This is a genomic window from Citrobacter sp. wls706 (assembly GCF_005281305.1).
Lineage (GTDB): Bacteria > Pseudomonadota > Gammaproteobacteria > Enterobacterales > Enterobacteriaceae > Citrobacter > Citrobacter werkmanii.
Genome location: NZ_SZXG01000029.1, coordinates 164,834 through 182,028, shown reverse-complemented (window position 1 = coordinate 182,028; position 17,195 = coordinate 164,834). Strand labels below are relative to the sequence as shown.

At 51.5% G+C, this 17,195-nt stretch carries 16 protein-coding genes; 9 read left to right on the top strand and 7 right to left on the bottom strand.

Annotated features, from left to right (window positions below):
* Positions 1–373 precede the first annotated feature (373 nt).
* Positions 374–946 (bottom strand): elongation factor P-like protein YeiP, encoded by a 573-nt coding sequence (yeiP, locus tag FDW92_RS05785; RefSeq protein WP_038642029.1) that lies wholly within the window; start codon positions 944–946, stop codon positions 374–376.
* Between the two features lie 157 nt (positions 947–1,103).
* Between yeiP and FDW92_RS05780 the strand changes: the two genes are divergently transcribed.
* Positions 1,104–1,358, top strand: coding sequence for a YkgJ family cysteine cluster protein (locus FDW92_RS05780; RefSeq protein ID WP_042307277.1), 255 nt, complete (start codon positions 1,104–1,106; stop codon positions 1,356–1,358).
* On the opposite strand, the gene setB is transcribed toward FDW92_RS05780, so the two are convergent.
* Complete coding sequence (gene setB, locus FDW92_RS05775; protein WP_038642028.1) at positions 1,355–2,536, bottom strand: sugar efflux transporter SetB; 1,182 nt, start codon at positions 2,534–2,536, stop codon at positions 1,355–1,357. The genes FDW92_RS05780 and setB overlap by 4 nt on opposite strands.
* A gap of 368 nt (positions 2,537–2,904) precedes the next feature.
* On the opposite strand from setB, the gene fruB reads away from it, so the two are divergent.
* The 4 genes from fruB to FDW92_RS05750 all read left to right on the top strand — a co-directional run bounded on the left by fruB (position 2,905) and on the right by FDW92_RS05750 (position 7,061).
* Positions 2,905–4,035, top strand: a complete 1,131-nt coding sequence (gene fruB, locus FDW92_RS05765) for a fused PTS fructose transporter subunit IIA/HPr protein (RefSeq protein ID WP_042307278.1) — start codon at positions 2,905–2,907, stop codon at positions 4,033–4,035.
* Positions 4,035–4,973 (top strand): 1-phosphofructokinase, encoded by a 939-nt coding sequence (fruK, locus tag FDW92_RS05760; RefSeq protein WP_006683781.1) that lies wholly within the window; start codon positions 4,035–4,037, stop codon positions 4,971–4,973. Before fruB ends, fruK begins: the two co-directional genes overlap by 1 nt.
* 16 nt (positions 4,974–4,989) lie before the next feature.
* Positions 4,990–6,678, top strand: a complete 1,689-nt coding sequence (fruA, locus tag FDW92_RS05755) for a PTS fructose transporter subunit IIBC (RefSeq protein ID WP_042307280.1) — start codon at positions 4,990–4,992, stop codon at positions 6,676–6,678.
* Positions 6,679–6,824: 146 nt separating this feature from the next.
* A complete protein-coding gene (locus FDW92_RS05750) occupies positions 6,825–7,061 on the top strand; it encodes a YgdI/YgdR family lipoprotein (protein WP_042307282.1) in 237 nt (78 codons plus the stop codon).
* A 66-nt stretch (positions 7,062–7,127) separates the two neighbouring features.
* On the opposite strand, the gene FDW92_RS05745 is transcribed toward FDW92_RS05750, so the two are convergent.
* Complete coding sequence (locus tag FDW92_RS05745; RefSeq protein ID WP_042307283.1) at positions 7,128–8,426, bottom strand: anaerobic C4-dicarboxylate transporter; 1,299 nt, start codon at positions 8,424–8,426, stop codon at positions 7,128–7,130.
* Between the two features lie 73 nt (positions 8,427–8,499).
* Positions 8,500–9,219: an amino acid racemase gene (locus FDW92_RS05740; RefSeq protein ID WP_042307286.1), complete on the bottom strand. Its 720-nt coding sequence runs from the start codon at positions 9,217–9,219 to the stop codon at positions 8,500–8,502.
* A 353-nt stretch (positions 9,220–9,572) separates the two neighbouring features.
* On the opposite strand from FDW92_RS05740, the gene hypT reads away from it, so the two are divergent.
* From hypT to FDW92_RS05720, 4 genes are all read left to right on the top strand, one after another.
* On the top strand, positions 9,573–10,484 hold the full coding sequence (hypT, locus tag FDW92_RS05735) for a hypochlorite stress DNA-binding transcriptional regulator HypT (RefSeq protein ID WP_042307974.1): 912 nt from the start codon (positions 9,573–9,575) through the stop codon (positions 10,482–10,484).
* A gap of 303 nt (positions 10,485–10,787) precedes the next feature.
* Positions 10,788–11,729 carry a pseudouridine kinase gene (locus tag FDW92_RS05730; RefSeq protein ID WP_042307288.1) on the top strand — a complete coding sequence of 314 codons (942 nt, stop codon included), beginning with the start codon at positions 10,788–10,790 and terminating at the stop codon, positions 11,727–11,729.
* Positions 11,717–12,652, top strand: a complete 936-nt coding sequence (locus FDW92_RS05725; protein ID WP_042307290.1) for a pseudouridine-5'-phosphate glycosidase — start codon at positions 11,717–11,719, stop codon at positions 12,650–12,652. Before FDW92_RS05730 ends, FDW92_RS05725 begins: the two co-directional genes overlap by 13 nt.
* A gap of 96 nt (positions 12,653–12,748) precedes the next feature.
* A complete protein-coding gene (locus FDW92_RS05720; RefSeq protein ID WP_042307292.1) occupies positions 12,749–13,999 on the top strand; it encodes a NupC/NupG family nucleoside CNT transporter in 1,251 nt (416 codons plus the stop codon).
* Between the two features lie 43 nt (positions 14,000–14,042).
* On the opposite strand, the gene FDW92_RS05715 is transcribed toward FDW92_RS05720, so the two are convergent.
* The 3 genes from FDW92_RS05715 to FDW92_RS05705 form a co-directional block, all read right to left on the bottom strand.
* Positions 14,043–15,131, bottom strand: coding sequence for a sugar kinase (locus FDW92_RS05715; protein WP_042307294.1), 1,089 nt, complete (start codon positions 15,129–15,131; stop codon positions 14,043–14,045).
* A gap of 2 nt (positions 15,132–15,133) precedes the next feature.
* Positions 15,134–15,991, bottom strand: coding sequence for a deoxyribonuclease IV (gene nfo / locus FDW92_RS05710; RefSeq protein WP_042307296.1), 858 nt, complete (start codon positions 15,989–15,991; stop codon positions 15,134–15,136).
* Between the two features lie 65 nt (positions 15,992–16,056).
* A complete protein-coding gene (locus FDW92_RS05705) occupies positions 16,057–17,106 on the bottom strand; it encodes a YeiH family protein (protein ID WP_042307297.1) in 1,050 nt (349 codons plus the stop codon).
* Between the last annotated feature and the right edge of the window lie 89 nt (positions 17,107–17,195).

Genomic DNA, 17,195 nt, shown 5'->3' with positions numbered 1-17,195 from the left:
CTGGAAGTCAGAGCATTGAAGCGATGACTCCGGTCCGGCTGAAAATCGATGAGTCGTTGACGGCTGACCGGGTCTGCCCGCAGGGATGCGGGCAGAGGGGACGGCCTGCATGGACGCAGGCTCGGCCCCGACCCGACAGGTAGGCGGAATAAGACGAATAGCTCGCGTAGCGACGATTTTCCCGCCGGGAGCCTGGGTTGCAAGGGAGGCGGCGGTGAGCCTTCCTTGCACGTTCACGGGCATCAGCGCTTCAGAGAAATGACACCATTGAGGTGAACGGAACCCTGAGCAAGAATCACATGTTCACCATACATGCTTTACTGATCAGCCTTACAGCCTGCGCTGTCCCTTGTCGTTAATGGGGAGCAGAAAGTTAGTCTGCACGGCCCATATAGCGACGTTCTTCGATATGAATACGGATTTTTTCGCCCGCACTCAGATACTCAGGAACCAGGATCACCAGACCGGTAGTCAGGGTCGCAGGTTTGTTACGCGCACTTGCTGATGCCCCTTTAATGCCCGGCGCTGTTTCAACAATCTCCAGGTCTACCGTTTGCGGCAGTTCCAGCGCCAGCAGTTGGCCGTCCCAGGTCAGAACCTGCATGTCCGGCATTCCGCCTTCCGGCATGAACAACAGTTCTTCTTCAATCTGGTCTTTGGTGAAGGTATACGGGGTATAGTCTTCTTTATCCATAAAGACATATTCATTGCCATCGACGTAGGAAAAATCAACGCCACGACGGCTCAGGGTGACAGTATCAACGATATCATCGCCCTTGAAACGCTCTTCAACTTTCAGGCCGGTACGGACATCAGAAAAACGCATTTTGTACAGCGTGGCGGCGCCACGTGCGGTTGGCGATTGAATATCAATATCTTTTACAATCAGCAGCTTGCCGTTGTAGTTCAGTACCATACCTTTTTTAATTTCGTTCGCTCTTGGCATCGAAAAAATCCTGTAGTGAGGAGTGTCTAAAATATCGCGTAAAACTACTCGCGCCGGGGCATTCAGGCAAGTGGAATTGATGCTTTTGCTGGTGCAAAAAAGGTGGTACTGTGCGCTTCTCGCCCAATCCGATGGTTCACGATAAAGAGAATACTGTATGGAATGCCGTCCGGATTGTGGTGCATGCTGCACCGCGCCTTCAATCTCCAGTCCCATCCCCGGTATGCCTGATGGCAAGCCCGCTAATACACCATGCATTCAGTTGGATGAATCATTGCGCTGTAAAATTTTCGCTTCGCCGCTGCGGCCAAAAGTGTGCGCTGGTTTACAGCCCAGTGCGGAAATGTGCGGACAGACGACGCACCAGGCCATGCTGTATCTTATTGAGCTTGAATCGCTGACCGCGCCTTAAACATCTTTGATGCGCGCAAGGCACACGATGGTGGCGACGATCATCACCAGCGCAAACCAGAACACCGCGTGATAATTCCAGATTTCAGCGGCAATACCGGCCAACGATCCGGCAATAATCCAGCCTACGCGAATGGTATTCGTATAAAGGGTCGTGGCTGAACCTGCTTGTCCTGGCATCAAATCCTGGAAATAGAGCATGCCAATCCCGCCGAGGATGCCGATATAAATCGCGTTCAGTAGCTGTAAACCAAGCAATACCGCCGGAGAGTGGGCCAACAGCATACCAGCATAAAAGAAAAAGCCGGCGACGACGGCAATTCGCATCAACAGTCGCTTGCCCAGACGCTTCGCAAAGTATCCGGCAATCAACATGGTCGGGATTTCCAGCCCGGCAGCGGTTCCCATCATGATACCCGCCAGTTTTTCCGGCAAATGCAGTTCATTGATAATAAACAGCGGCATATTAATGATATAGAGGCTATTGGTCCCCCACATTAATGTGCAGATAACAAAAAGGAGCAGCGTGTCACGACGATTGCGCCGTGGCGCCTCCACCACGCCAGTGGCGAGAGGCACATTTTTACTCATCGACGGTAAGAACAGCCAAACCATTGCGCCGCAGACAATAAAAGCAACCGCCGCGCTGAGGTACATCACCGTGAAGCTAAATCCCATTGCCAGTGCGTAGGCCAGCGGCGGGCCAATTACCCAGGCCAGCGATACCTGCGCACGTAAAATTGAGCTGAACATGACCGCTTCCCGGCCTGTACGGTCGGCATGCTCGCGGGCGAGAGCAAACATTTGCGGGTTGGCGGTCGAACCAAAGCTGCTGAGGAAGACGCCGACAAACAGCAAAATAAAATAGTTGCGGTTCCAGGCAAACAGCACGCAGGCCAGCATGCCCAGCACACAACAGAAGACAATCAGGTTTTTGCGATCGCCTTTTTTATCCGATCGCCCGGCCAGAAACTGACTCACCAGGATACCGATTACGGCGCTGCCGGTAAAAAAGAACCCGACCATACCGGGACGGGCATGGACTTCATCGGTCAGAAAAAGACTCAGCGTTGGTGTCTGCAAAGCGCCGGCGATACCCGTCAGAAATGCGACAAGCAGGAACGCCGCAGACGTTAAATCGAACGCCTTAGGTGTGGCGGCTACGGGGGTGTTATGCATGTTTTGATATCAATGATGTGAAGAGACGCGGAGTTTACGCTGCTTGCCAGAAAATAAACAGGTAGCCAAATCAAAATCGGCATCAAAAATCAAAATAGCATTTCAGTCAAAGAATGCTGTTTGCTGATGTTGCTGAATCTGACACGCTGACGCCATTTTTGCTTCAGCAATTTTATCTCTCCCCAGGAGAAAATGTGCGTTATCTCTAAATTCAGCAAGTAATTTGTCAACTTTACTTGTGTGCTGAAGAAAAAAGATCAAGACTTCTTGAAACGTTTCAGCGTCATCTTGCCATAACTGATGGAGTCAGGTGACGCCTTTTTTCTCATGTTGGCTGAATCGTTTCAATTCAGCGGGAGAGGAGAACCATGTTCCAGTTATCTGTTCAGGATATTCACCCGGGCGAACAGGCCGGGAATAAAGAAGAGGCTATTCGCCAGGTTGCCGCGGCCTTAGTGCAGGCGGGTAACGTTGCGGAAGGCTACGTCGATGGCATGCTGGCGCGTGAACAACAAACGTCCACGTTTCTTGGCAACGGTATTGCTATTCCTCACGGGACGACGGACACGCGCGATCGGGTGCTGAAAACCGGTGTGCAGGTGTTTCAGTTCCCGCAGGGCGTGACCTGGGGCGAAGGGCAGGTCGCGTATGTGGCGATAGGTATTGCCGCCAGCTCTGATGAGCACCTCGGTTTACTGCGTCAGCTGACGCATGTGTTGAGTGATGACTCCGTTGCTGAACAGCTGAAATCAGCGACCACGGCGGAAGAGCTACGCGCGTTGCTGATGGGCGAAAAGCAGAGCGAACAATTAAAGCTTGATAACGAAACGCTGTCGCTGGACGTCGTTGCCAGCTCGCTGGTTACGCTGCAGGCGCTCAACGCCGCGCGGCTGAAAGAGGTCGGCGCGGTTGATGCCGCATTTGTCGCCAGAGCCATCAATGAGCAGCCGATGAATCTCGGTCAGGGGATCTGGCTGAATGACGGTGCTGAAGGCAACGTGCGCAGCGCCGTTGCGGTCAGCCGTGCAGCTACGGCGTTTGATGTACAAGGGGAAGCGGCAGCCCTGCTGGTGACCGTCGCGATGAATGACGATCAACCGGTTGCAGTGCTGAAGCGCCTTAGCGATCTGCTGCTGAACAATAAAGCTGACCGTTTGTTGAAAGCGGATGCGGCAACGGTACTGGCGCTGCTGACCAGCGATGACGCCTTAACTGATGATGTACTGAGCGCCGAATTTGTTGTGCGCAATGAGCATGGTTTGCACGCCCGTCCGGGCACCATGCTGGTGAATACGATTAAACAATTTAACAGTGAAATTACCGTGACAAATCTCGATGGGACCGGCAAACCGGCAAATGGACGCAGTCTGATGAAAGTTGTGGCATTAGGCGTGAAAAAAGGACATCACCTGCGCTTTACCGCCCAGGGCGAGGATGCTGAACAGGCGCTGAAAGCGATTGGCGAAGCCATCGCGGCAGGTCTTGGGGAGGGCGCGTAATGAGCAGACGTGTTGCTACTATCACCCTTAACCCGGCCTACGACCTGGTGGGTTTCTGCCCGGAAATTGAACGCGGCGAAGTGAATCTGGTGAAAACCACCGGTCTGCATGCGGCGGGGAAAGGGATTAATGTCGCTAAAGTCCTGAAAGATTTAGGTATCGATGTCACGGTGGGCGGTTTCCTGGGTAAAGATAACCAGGATGGTTTTCAGCAGTTGTTCAGCGAACTGGGCATTGCCAACCGTTTTCAGGTTGTACAGGGGCGTACCCGTATCAACGTCAAGCTGACCGAAAAAGACGGTGAAGTCACCGACTTCAATTTCTCTGGCTTTGAAGTTACCCCTGCTGACTGGGAACGCTTTGTGAACGATTCGCTGAGCTGGCTGGGCCAGTTCGACATGGTGTGCGTTAGCGGTAGTTTGCCGACCGGCGTGAGCCCGGAAGCTTTCACCGACTGGATGACGCGTCTGCGCAGTCAGTGTCCGTGCATTATCTTTGATAGTAGTCGTGAAGCGTTGGTGGCAGGTCTGAAGGCGGCGCCGTGGCTGGTGAAACCAAACCGTCGTGAACTGGAAATCTGGGCGGGTCGTAAACTGCCTGAAATGAAAGATGTGATTGATGCGGCGCATGCGCTGCGCGAGCAGGGTATTGCTCATGTGGTGATTTCACTCGGTGCGGAAGGCGCGCTGTGGGTTAACGCTTCGGGTGAGTGGATTGCTAAACCGCCGTCAGTTGAGGTGGTTAGCACCGTGGGTGCGGGTGATTCAATGGTTGGCGGTCTGATTTATGGTCTGCTGATGCGTGAGTCCAGCGAACACACCCTGCGTCTGGCGACGGCTGTTGCCGCCCTGGCGGTAAGCCAAAGTAACGTGGGCATTACCGATCGTCCTCAGTTGGCCGCAATGATGGCGCGTGTCGACTTAAAACCGTTTAACTGACAGCAGGAGAGGCATAATGAAAACGCTGCTGATTATTGACGCTAATCTCGGCCAGGCTCGCGCTTACATGGCGAAAACCCTGCTTGGAGCGGCGGCGCAAAAAGCGCATCTGGAAATTATTGATAATCCGAATGATGCAGAACTGGCGATTGTTCTGGGCGACACGCTTCCTGCCGACAGCTCGCTGAACGGCAAAAAAGTCTGGCTCGGCGATATCGGTCGTGCGGTTGCGCATCCTGAACTCTTCCTCAGCGAAGCGAAAGGCCATGCAAAACCTTACAGCGCCCCGGTTGCGACAGCGCCTGTGGCCAGCAGTGGTCCAAAACGTGTGGTGGCGGTGACGGCGTGTCCGACCGGCGTTGCCCATACGTTTATGGCTGCTGAAGCTATTGAAACAGAAGCGAAAAAACGTGGCTGGTGGGTGAAGGTTGAAACCCGTGGCTCGGTCGGGGCAGGCAATGCCATTACCCCGGAAGAAGTGTCTCAAGCGGATCTGGTGATTGTGGCGGCTGACATTGAAGTTGATCTGGCCAAGTTTGCCGGAAAACCAATGTACCGCACGTCTACTGGCCTGGCGCTGAAGAAAACGAAGCAGGAGCTGGACAAAGCGCTGGAAGAAGCTACGCCGTATCAGCCAACCGGCAAGGCTCAGTCTGCGGCAACCGAAGGTAAGAAAGAGAGCGCTGGCGCGTATCGTCACCTGCTGACGGGCGTGTCTTATATGCTGCCGATGGTGGTCGCTGGCGGTCTGTGTATTGCGCTCTCATTCGCCTTTGGTATTGAAGCGTTTAAAGAGCAGGGCACGTTGGCGGCGGCGCTGATGCAGATTGGCGGTGGTTCAGCCTTTGCGTTGATGGTGCCGGTTCTGGCTGGTTATATTGCATTTTCCATTGCTGACCGTCCGGGTCTGACGCCAGGTCTTATCGGCGGTATGCTGGCAGTGAGCACTGGTTCTGGCTTTATTGGCGGGATTATTGCCGGTTTCCTTGCCGGTTATGTGGCGAAGCTCATTAGTACCAGACTGAAACTCCCGCAGAGTATGGAAGCGCTGAAACCGATTCTGATCATTCCACTGCTTTCAAGCCTGGTGGTGGGCCTGGCCATGATCTACCTGATCGGTAAACCGGTAGCGGGCATTCTGGAAGGTCTGACCCACTGGCTGCAAACCATGGGTACGGCGAATGCGGTACTGCTCGGTGCGATTCTTGGCGGCATGATGTGTACCGATATGGGCGGCCCGGTTAACAAAGCGGCGTATGCTTTCGGTGTAGGTCTGCTGAGTACGCAAACTTATGCGCCGATGGCTGCCATTATGGCTGCGGGGATGGTACCTCCGCTGGCGCTGGGTCTGGCAACGCTGGTTGCACGTCGTAAGTTCGACAAAGCCCAGCAGGAGGGCGGTAAAGCTGCGCTGGTGCTGGGTCTGTGCTTTATCACCGAAGGCGCAATCCCATTTGCCGCGCGTGACCCAATGCGCGTTCTGCCTTGCTGTATCGTTGGCGGCGCGATTACCGGTGCTCTCTCCATGGCGGTAGGTGCGAAGCTGATGGCGCCGCATGGCGGTCTGTTTGTGCTGTTAATCCCTGGCGCAATTACGCCGGTGGTTGGCTATCTGCTGGCCATTATTGCCGGTACGCTGGTCGCCGGTCTCTCCTACGCGGTGCTGAAGCGCCCGGAAGCAGAGGTTGTGGCAAAGGCGGCCTGATTAAGCGCTGAAATCCAGGGCAGAGAAATCTCTGCCCTTTTTTTATGCATTAACCCTTACCGTTGCAGCATCGCCACAATAATCCATCCTGCCTTAAGCAAATTCGATAAAGTGCCTTTAAATCAAACTGGTCACGGAAATCGAATATGAAAAAAGCGCCCATTTTTGCTGTTCTGTCACTCGCTACGCTGCTGCTGACGGGGTGTTCAACTACCTGGGTGATGACAACAACGTCAGGTTCAACAATAGAGACGCAAGGCAAGCCTGAGCAAGACCCCGAGACAGGACTGACAAAATATGCTGACGCCTATGGCTATCACCGCGTGATTAAAAGCAGCGATGTGAAGCAAATAGATAAAGGTAAGACGGTATTGATGTGGTGAGTCGGGGCAGATGAGTAGAGAATCATTCAGGGGCGATATCTCTGTCGCGCCCCTGAATAAGACGGCTCAGGCAATCATTGGCGCGATGATGAAACCAAAAGCAACGCCAGCGACTATCCCACCCAGTCCCGGCAACATAAACGGGTGGTTTAAGACATACTTACCTACGCGCGTTGTCCCGGTGGTGTCGAACTCCATCGCCGCCAGTGAGGTCGGGTACGTTGGTAGAACAAATACGCCGGTCACAGCCACATAGGAAGCCAGAATAGCCCAGGTGGGAACGCCAAGTGCGACGGCAAGCGGGATAATCAACGGCGTGGTGGCCCCCTGCGAATAGAGCAGCGCGCAGGTGCCAAATAACACCAGAGCCAACAGCATCGGGTAGGCCTGCAGAATATTCCCCGCGATGTCCTTAATCTCCGCTAAGTGCGCGTCAATGAATGTGGTTCCCAGCGTAACAATACCGAGAATGACTGCCAGCGAACTCATCCCGGCGCGAAAAGTGGACGTCAGGACAATGGCATCTGTAGATGTTTTGCACAGCACCACCATCAGGCAAGCGGCAGCCAGCATGCAGATAATAATGATATCCCGCGTATTCATTGGGTTGCCCACGTCAAACCCCGGACGTAACTGAGGGAATGCGGCAAGAATAACGATGAGCACCGTGGCCAGCATAAACAGGGCGACGGAAAGCCTTGCACCCGGCGTGATACTGTTTTGCCCTTCGTATTTACGCACCAGCCCTTTCTGCAGGCGTTCCAGATAGACCTCATCGTCTTCAAGCTCACATCCCTGGCGCGAAGCGATGAATGCGCCAACCATCGCGGCAACAAACGAGGCTGGCAGACATACGGCCATAACCTGGATAAAGCTGATGCCGTTACCTTCCATGATGGTCAGCATTGCGGCCATTGCGGCGCTGATCGGCGAGCCTGATATCGCTACCTGGGATGCCACTACGGAACCAGCGAGCGTACGAGAAGGGCGGATACCCGACTCTTTCGCAACTTCTGCAATCACCGGCAGGGTTGAAAATACAATGAAACCTGTTCCCGCCATTATGGTCATCGACCAGGTGATAATCGGTGCAATGACATTGATATATTTAGGATTACGACGCATAAAATTGCCGGCAATGCGTACCAGATAATCCATGCCTCCGGCTGCCTGTAGCGCTGATGCCGCCACAACCACCGTCATAATAATAAGAATGACGTCCACAGGCGGTGAGCCAATTTTTAGATCAAATCCCAGGGTTAAAATAGCCAGCCCCAGCCCACCGCATAAACCGATACCAATTCCGCCGAGGCGGATACCGAAAAATATTGCGCCCAATACTACGATAATTTCCAACCAAAGCATAATGGCCTCCGCCAGATAATAATTTGCTATAAGAATGGCTTTTATTAAATGTGATGATTAAATGGTTGTTTTTTTATTGCGCCAGCAGGTGGCTTTTTCCAACGCGTTTTTCATACCACTTGATTCCGGCACGAACTAACGAACCGGTTGAATCAATATATTTGGCTGGTGATTTCTTGATAGCTTCAGCAAGGATTACGGGAACTTCAGTACATCCCAGAACGATGACTTCCGCGCCGCGTGAGAAAAGTGCTTCAGCCTGTTCATTCATTAATTTTTGTGCTTGCTTAACATCGCCAGCTTTCAGGCAATAAATGCTTTCCATTACTTTTTCCTGGCTGGAGGAATCAGGGCTGACGCAGGTTAACCCCAGAGATTCTATCCCTTTTTGGTAGAGACCCATGTACAACGTGGCGTTGGTGGCAAGCAGTCCGATGCGCGATTTTCCGCAGTTTCTAACCTCACTCAGGGTTGTCTCCACAATACTGAGCAACTCTGTATGACAGGATTCTTTTAACTCTTTAAACCAAAAGTGGGCGGTATTACACGGGATCACAATACACTCTGCGCCAGCATCTTCGAGTTTATGCATATAATCGCGCATGGCCGGAAGAGGGGAATTACCATGACGCATTAATGCGTCAGTTCGGTCTGGTATATCAGGAATAGATGAAATAATTAATGGGATATGTTCCTGATCGCGTTGCGCTGCGGTAAATGTGACGAATTTATTAAATAGATCGACGGTTGCAGCAGGTCCCATACCACCAAGAACGCCAATTAAACCTTTCACGATATATACCTCATTTCACCGTTAAATAATATTCAGGCTGTGTTTTGTCTTGCCCTAATGTTTAACAGCAGAGCGTTGCGAGGAGAAATGCAATAATGTTTGTCTTAATGCAAAAACTGCATGACTGTAGTTTTTTACGCCATCCTATGGGGTTAGGATAGCGTGGCAAGCCTGAAGTTCTGCAAGCAGAGTAGGGTTGTGGCTGAAGGGTGACGCTGACATGTTAATGTCAAAAACGAAGGTTTGATGCAAAAAACGAATCATCGTGGGCTGATCGTCAATATCATCTCTGGAATTCTTCAGGCATGATGTTTTTAGGCTCATCAACATATTTAAACATCCGTGTGACAGGTATGAAAAATATTGAGACAAAATGGTTATATGATTTTCTGACGCTGGAGGCATGCCGTCATTTTTCCCAGGCTGCGGAGGAGCGCAATATATCTCAGCCGGCATTTAGCCGGAGGATCAAAGCGCTCGAATCAGCCGTGGGGGTGCAGCTGTTTGATCGCACGACGACACCGCTACAACTCACGGAGGAGGGTAAGTTATTCCATTCGCAAACGCGTAGCCTGCTACAACAGCTGGAATGTAATCTGGACGAACTCAGTGGTCACAATCTGCTTGGGGTACCCAATATAAAAATCGCGGCAGCGCATTCTTTGTCGCTGACCATGTTGCCCCGGTTAGTGCACTCAATGGCGGCCTGGGGGGAAGAATTTGTTTATCACGTCGAGGCGATTGATGTGGTGCAAGCGGTGAATACCCTGCGCGAGGGGAAAAGTGATTTTATTATCTCGTTTCGTGATGAAGATTTAATGCAGTCACCTTTCTGTGGCTTGAAGGTTTTTGAGTCTGAGCTTTATCCCGTCTGTGCCACCGATGGTCAGGGGAACGCGTTGTTTGATATCTATCAGCCGCAGGCGCCGATTCTGAACTATACCAGCACATCCTACATGGGAAGATTGGTAAACCGTCAGTTGGCGGAAGTAGGCGGCATTTCAGCACGTACGTTGTTTATGTCTTCGATGAGTGAGTTGTTGAAAAACATGGCGCTGGATGGGCATGGCATCGCTTGGCTACCAGCGTGGTCGATTGTCAACGAGCTGCGCGATAAGCGTCTGGTGCGTCTGGAGACACCTGAGCTGATGGTGCCAATTCAGGCCTATATTTACCGGATGGACACGCGATTGAATAAAACGGCTGAACATTTCTGGCGTATTTTGTACAACCATATGCCAGAGGACCTGGTTTCGCTTACCTGAGACGCGCCAGCTTGCCAGGCGCATCTGAAAAATCTCCGGTTATGCCGGAGTTATACTTTTTAGTCTGCTTAATTTGTGTACTGCCTCTCATTTCCTCTCTCCCTTACAAACTGTATCTATAAAAAATTGTGATTCTGTTCATATCTATTGGTTTTAGATCTTGCAGATGGGTTTACTTTGTCAAAAACCTGCTTACTATAAACACATATTCGATATTGAACATGTGCTCTAATAATTTTGTGTGTGGCGGTGGTTATTCTTAACGAACTCATTAGTGGCAAGATAATTGCCAGGGGACGTGCTATGCGTGAAAAGGAATACATAGTAACTATTGGCTCTGCCAATATGGATGTTGCTGGGTATTCGCATGCTTCTCTAAATTATGCGGATTCGAATCCAGGAAAGATAAAATTCACCCCCGGCGGAGTTGGACGCAACATTGCACATAATCTCGCGCTGCTGGGTAAAAATTCGTGGTTACTGACTGCGGTTGGTAATGATTTTTATGGTCAATCGTTATTGGCGCAAACTAATCTATCCGGAGTACATGTTGATAAGTGTCTTATCGTTCCCGGAGAGAATACATCGAGTTATTTATCTCTGCTTGATAACACCGGTGAAATGCTGGTTGCCATTAATGATATGAGTATCACTGAACATATTTCACCGGGTTTTTTATCGCAGCAGCATGATTTTATTCGGCAGGCGAAAGTTATCGTCGCCGATTGCAATATCAGCGAAGATGCCCTGGCATGGGTACTGGAAAATGCCGGAGATGTTCCGGTGTTTGTCGACCCGGTATCGGCATGGAAGTGCGTCAAAATTCGTGAGCGGCTTGGACAAATTCACACCCTCAAACCTAACCGGCTTGAAGCCGAAACGCTGAGCGGTATTGCGCTTTCCGGGCGTGATGATGTTGGCAAAGTTGCCGCCTGGTTTCACGATCGCGGCTTAAATCGCCTGGTGCTCAGTATGGGCGGTGATGGAGTTTATTACAGTGATATTGCGGGGGATTGCGGTTGGTCGCTGCCGATTAAAACTCACGTCATTAATGTTACCGGGGCTGGCGATGCGATGATGGCGGGACTGGCTTCCTGCTGGGTAGACGGCATGCCCTTTATTGATTCGGTTCGATTTGCGCAGGGTTGTTCATCAATGGCGTTAGCCTGTGAATATACCAATAACCCTGATTTGTCTGTTGCGAATGTTATCTCAATCGTGGAGAACACAGAATGTCTGAATTAACTCTTTCCTCTGAATTATTACAAATATCTCCAGAAGTACAGGAAGCATTAAACGGTAAAAAACCGATTGTTGCCCTCGAATCAACCATTATTTCTCATGGTATGCCATTTCCGCAGAATGCCCAGACCGCTATTGAAGTAGAAGAAACTATTCGCAAACACGGGGCAGTTCCTGCGACTATTGCCATTATTGGCGGGGTAATGAAAGTTGGTTTAAGCAAAGATGAAATTGAGTTGCTTGGAAGAGAGGGACATAGCGTTACTAAAGTCAGTCGTCGTGATTTACCATTTGTGGTTGCTGCAGGAAAAAATGGTGCGACGACAGTTGCCTCAACCATGATTATTGCCTCCCTGGCTGGAATTAAAGTATTTGCAACGGGCGGGATTGGTGGTGTTCATCGTGGTGCTGAACATACCTTTGATATTTCCGCGGATCTGCAAGAACTGGCGCATACCAATGTCACGGTAATTTGTGCCGGCGCGAAATCTATTCTTGATCTCGGTTTAACGACCGAATATTTAGAAACCTTTGGCGTGCCGTTAATTGGATATCAGACCAACGCGTTGCCGGCATTTTTCTGCCGAACCAGTCCGTTTGAGGTCAGTATTCGTTTGGACAGCGCAAAAGAGATTGCCCGTGCCATGGCGGTGAAATGGCAGACAGGTCTCGATGGCGGTCTGGTTGTTGCAAACCCAATCCCAGAGCAGTTTGCGATGGCTGAAGAGAAAATTAATGCGGCAATCGATCGGGCGGTAAAAGAAGCGGAAGAGCAGGGTGTTGTGGGCAAAGAGAGTACGCCGTTCCTGCTGGCGCGCGTTGCGGAGCTGACCGGTGGTGACAGCCTGAAATCAAATATTCAGCTGGTGTTCAACAACGCGGTGCTGGCCTGCGAAATTGCGAAGGAGTATCAGCGCCTCGCCTGACCGAATTTTCCGGGCAGAATGCGGTCGCCCGCGAATATCAAACCTACCAAAACCTGGCGATAACGCCGGGTTTCCTGGCATGAAGGGAATTTCATTATGGATATAATGAGAAGTGTTGTGGGTATGGTGGTATTACTGGCCATCGCGTTTCTGCTGTCAGTAAATAAAAAACGTATTAGTCTGCGCACAGTCGGAGCTGCGCTGGGACTGCAAATTGCAATCGGCGGCATTATGCTCTATTTCCCGCCGGGGAAATGGCTGGTGGAACAGGCCGCGCTCGGTGTCCACAAGGTGATGTCGTATAGTGACGCGGGAAGCGCATTTATCTTTGGCTCCCTGGTCGGGCCAAAAATGGATGTGCTGTTCGATGGCGCCGGGTTTATCTTCGCCTTTCGGGTGCTCCCGGCCATCATTTTTGTGACTGCACTAATCAGCCTGCTCTATTACATTGGCGTGATGGGGCTGTTGATCCGCATCCTCGGCGGTATTTTCCAGAAAGCGCTGAACATCAGTAAGATCGAGTCATTTGTCGCAGTAACGACGATTTTCCTCGGGCAAAACGAGATCCCGGCGATCGTCAAACCGTTTATTGACCGGCTGAATCGCAATGAGCTGTTTACCGCTATTTGTAGCGGGATGGCCTCGATTGCTGGCTCAATGATGATTGGTTACGCTGGAATGGGCGTTCCGATTGACTATTTGCTGGCGGCATCGTTGATGGCAATCCCTGGCGGTATTTTGTTCGCGCGTATGCTGAGTCCGGCAACGGAAGAATCTCGCGTCACCTTTGAGAACCTTTCATTTACCGAAACGCCGCCGAAAAGCATCATCGAAGCAGCGGCGAGCGGGGCGATGACCGGGCTGAAAATTGCCGCAGGCGTGGCGACGGTAGTAATGGCATTTGTTGCCATTATCGCGCTGATTAACGGCATTATCGGCGGAATTGGTGGTTGGTTTGGTTTTGGTCACGCCACCCTGGAAGGAATCTTCGGCTGGCTACTTGCACCGCTGGCTTGGATTATGGGCGTGGACTGGAGCGATGCGACGCTGGCAGGTAGCCTGATTGGTCAGAAGCTGGCAATCAACGAGTTTGTCGCGTATCTCAACTTCTCGCCGTATCTGCAAACCGGCGGGACACTGGATGTGAAGACCATTGCGATTATTTCGTTTGCGCTGTGCGGGTTCGCTAACTTTGGTTCGATTGGTGTTGTTGTCGGCGCATTTTCGGCGATAGCGCCACAGCGAGCTCCGGAAATCGCGCAGCTTGGAATGCGCGCGCTGGCAGCAGCAACGTTGTCAAACCTGATGAGCGCCACCATAGCGGGTTTCTTTATCGGTATAGCATAGTGAGAGCAATGCCGGATAAGCGTGGCGCTATCCGGCATTACATTTAAGCTGTTTGCAGCAAATATAAGGCGTTATCTGCCGAGAGGGTTGGGTTGTTGATGCTGACGCTGGCTCGCGATAATGCCGCGCAGGCCATGGCAAAGTGAGCGCTTTCACGAAACTCGCTACCTTCCAGAAAGCTGTACAGCAATCCCGCCATAAAAGCGTCATCGGCGCCAAAACTGTCTACGATCGTATGATCGGGAGGTGTCAGTAAAAACTGTTCTCCGTCCTTTTCGCTGCAAAAAACGGAATCATCTTCCAGGCAGACAAAGATCCGTTTTACACCTTGCTGATGCAGACTATTGACGGCCAGTATGCGATCGGCATCTGAATGGATAGGTTGGCCCCACAAAATCGCCAGCTCTTTCTGCGTTGGTTTAAGCGTATGAATACGCTTAAACCATGTCTTCATTTTTGCCGCTTTGAACTCTGAAACGGTGTCAATGAATACGGGAATACCATCAGCAATCGTAAAGACCCACTCAATGGCTTCGGCGGTCAGATTGCAATCTGCCAGTACGACACCGGAATGGCGGATCAAATCTCGCGACCCGTTCAGCAACTGTGGCGTTAATTGCTGCAGGATATGGGTATCGTTAATTGCCAGTACGGTTTCTTCCTGCTGATTAGCGATCGACAGGTAGGTTGAGGTGTTATGCCCATGCAGGCGTATGCAACTTGCAACGTTTACACCGGCCTGACGCGTTTGTTCCAGCAATGTTTCCCCATAGAAATCACTGCCAACAGCGGAAATTAAGTGAACGTCACGGCCCAGCAGCGCCAGGTTGTGGGCGATGTTGCGTCCTACGCCGCCTGCCGAGCAGTGAATGCTGCCAGGATTAGAAGCAGCCTGAGGATAGTGGATGTCTGCAACACCACGAATATCCATGTTGATAGCCCCGACAACCACGCAATAATCCTGTTCGGTAAGGATATAACCTTTACCTTTGATCATGCCTTTACGCATCAAATCCATAATATGCGCAGCGACGCGTGAACGGCTTATCTGCAGAATATCGGCGATTTCATTCTGCTGAATCAACGGATTGCGACGCAGGATCTTAAGGATCTGCTTTTCCCTGTCGTTCATAATTACGCCACCGCTTGTTCTGTTTGCTGGGCTTTCAGCCAGGCAATCTCTTCTGCCCAGATATCCGGATTAATCGTTTCCAGCACCAGCGGAATGCCGTCAAAACGACTATCCTGCATGATCCAACGGAAAGCGTCGTGGCCAATATTCCCTTCACCTAAGCTATGGTGACGGTCAACGCGACTGCCAAACGTGCTCTTGGCGTCGTTCAGGTGCATTCCGCGTAGATAGTTGAAACCGACAATACGTTCAAATTCCGCAAACGTCTTTTCGCATTCCTCGACGGAACGCAAATCGTAACCGGCAGCGAAAGCATGGCAGGTATCAATACAGACGCCAACACGGGATTTATCTTCAACACCATCAATAATGGCGGCAAGGTGCTCAAACTTAAATCCGAGATTGCTGCCCTGTCCGGCGGTATTTTCGATAACTGCCGTAACCCCCTGGGTCTGAGCGAGGGCGATGTTGATAGATTCAGCAATACGCGCCAGACATTCATCTTCCGGGATCTGCATCAAATGGCTGCCCGGATGAAAGTTGAGCAGCGATAAACCGAGCAGCTCACAACGCTGCATTTCATCGATAAACGCATCGCGTGACTTTTCCAGTGCCTCGCTGACCGGGTGACCGAGGTTAATCAGATAGCTGTCGTGAGGCAGGATCTGGGCGGAAGTATAGTGATACTTCTCGCAAGCAGACTTGAAATCATCAATGATTTCAGTGGTCAGCGGCGCGGCGCGCCACTGACGCTGATTTTTGGTGAACAGGGCGAATGCGGTAGCTTCGATTTCTGCGGCCCGAATAGCGGCGTTAGCCAGACCGCCAGCGGCGCTTACGTGCGCTCCAATATATTTCATAAATTAAACCCGCCATACTCAAAAGGGGAGAGTATAGCGGGTTAAGGGAAGTGAGTCGTGATCGTTTATGCCATCAGCGCGTGGATAGCGACGTTAATCGCACCACCACCCACAATCAACCAGACAAACAGCAGTAGCGCCATTAGTAACGGTTTGGCACCGGCTTTTTTCAGGGCGCTCACGTGAGTGGTTAGCCCCAGTGCGGCCATCGCCATTGCCAGCAGCACGGTATCCAGCGTCACCAGCATACTCACTACCGACTGCGGCAGCAGGTGGAAAGAGTTAAAAATCGCCACCACAATGAACAGGATGGCAAACCATGGAATAGTGATTTTGCTCTTCTCACCACCTGTTGCCGGAGACAGTTGTTTTACTCGTGCGGCCAACAGGATGAGGAACGGCGCCAGCATCATGACGCGCAGCATTTTGGCAATCACCGCGGCGTTTTCAGCATCCGGGTTAATGGCGTGTCCGGCGGCAACAACCTGCGCAACCTCATGCATGGTGGAGCCAATGTAAATGCCGTAGGTTTCTGGACTAAACCAGTGCGCCAACAGCGGATACATCGCCGGATACAGGAAGATAGCGATAGTACCGAAGATGACCACGGTGGCGACGGCAACCGTCACTTTACTGGCTTCCGCTTTCACCACTGGTTCAGTTGCCAGCACGGCGGCGGCACCACAAATGCTGCTCCCCGCGCCAATCAGCCAACTGGTGTGTCGGTCCAGACCAAACACTTTCTGCCCCAGGAAGCAGGCAATCATAAAGGTGCTGCTGAGCGTTAACACATCAATTACGATACCGCTGACGCCGACGTCAGCAATTTGCGCGAAGGTAAGGCGGAAACCGTAGAGGATTATCCCCAGGCGTAATAAATGTTGTTTGGCAAACAGGACGCCGCCATCGCAGCTTTTCCAGATTTGTGGATATACGGTGTTGCCGATAACCATCCCAAACAAGATGGCTAAGGTGAGGGCGCTGAACCCGGCGCCAGCGACGGCGGGAATGGATCCCCCCCACAAGGCGACCCCAGTGATAACTGCACTCAGGGCAAGCCCCGGAATAAAATGCCACGCTGTACGACGATGAGTCTGTAAGGTGAGTTCTGTCATATCCTTCTCCTTTATCTGGGTAAAAGAGTACGGCGATGTGGTTTAAAAATAAAATTGATTATATATTTATAATTAATCTATATAAGTGG

Bases quoted from the DNA above. Each gene is read 5' to 3' on its own strand.
- nfo (WP_042307296.1), bottom strand. From the start codon at position 15,991: ATGAAATATATTGGAGCGCACGTAAGCGCCGCTGGCGGTCTGGCTAAC.
- FDW92_RS05705 (WP_042307297.1), bottom strand. From the start codon at position 17,106: ATGACAGAACTCACCTTACAGACTCATCGTCGTACAGCGTGGCATTTT.
- FDW92_RS05780 (WP_042307277.1), top strand. From the start codon at position 1,104: ATGGAATGCCGTCCGGATTGTGGTGCATGCTGCACCGCGCCTTCAATC.
- FDW92_RS05730 (WP_042307288.1), top strand. From the start codon at position 10,788: ATGCGTGAAAAGGAATACATAGTAACTATTGGCTCTGCCAATATGGAT.
- fruK (WP_006683781.1), top strand. From the start codon at position 4,035: ATGAGCAGACGTGTTGCTACTATCACCCTTAACCCGGCCTACGACCTG.
- fruA (WP_042307280.1), top strand. From the start codon at position 4,990: ATGAAAACGCTGCTGATTATTGACGCTAATCTCGGCCAGGCTCGCGCT.
- FDW92_RS05725 (WP_042307290.1), top strand. From the start codon at position 11,717: ATGTCTGAATTAACTCTTTCCTCTGAATTATTACAAATATCTCCAGAA.
- FDW92_RS05715 (WP_042307294.1), bottom strand. From the start codon at position 15,131: ATGAACGACAGGGAAAAGCAGATCCTTAAGATCCTGCGTCGCAATCCG.
- yeiP (WP_038642029.1), bottom strand. From the start codon at position 946: ATGCCAAGAGCGAACGAAATTAAAAAAGGTATGGTACTGAACTACAAC.
- FDW92_RS05745 (WP_042307283.1), bottom strand. From the start codon at position 8,426: ATGCTTTGGTTGGAAATTATCGTAGTATTGGGCGCAATATTTTTCGGT.
- fruB (WP_042307278.1), top strand. From the start codon at position 2,905: ATGTTCCAGTTATCTGTTCAGGATATTCACCCGGGCGAACAGGCCGGG.
- hypT (WP_042307974.1), top strand. From the start codon at position 9,573: ATGAAAAATATTGAGACAAAATGGTTATATGATTTTCTGACGCTGGAG.
- setB (WP_038642028.1), bottom strand. From the start codon at position 2,536: ATGCATAACACCCCCGTAGCCGCCACACCTAAGGCGTTCGATTTAACG.
- FDW92_RS05750 (WP_042307282.1), top strand. From the start codon at position 6,825: ATGAAAAAAGCGCCCATTTTTGCTGTTCTGTCACTCGCTACGCTGCTG.
- FDW92_RS05720 (WP_042307292.1), top strand. From the start codon at position 12,749: ATGGATATAATGAGAAGTGTTGTGGGTATGGTGGTATTACTGGCCATC.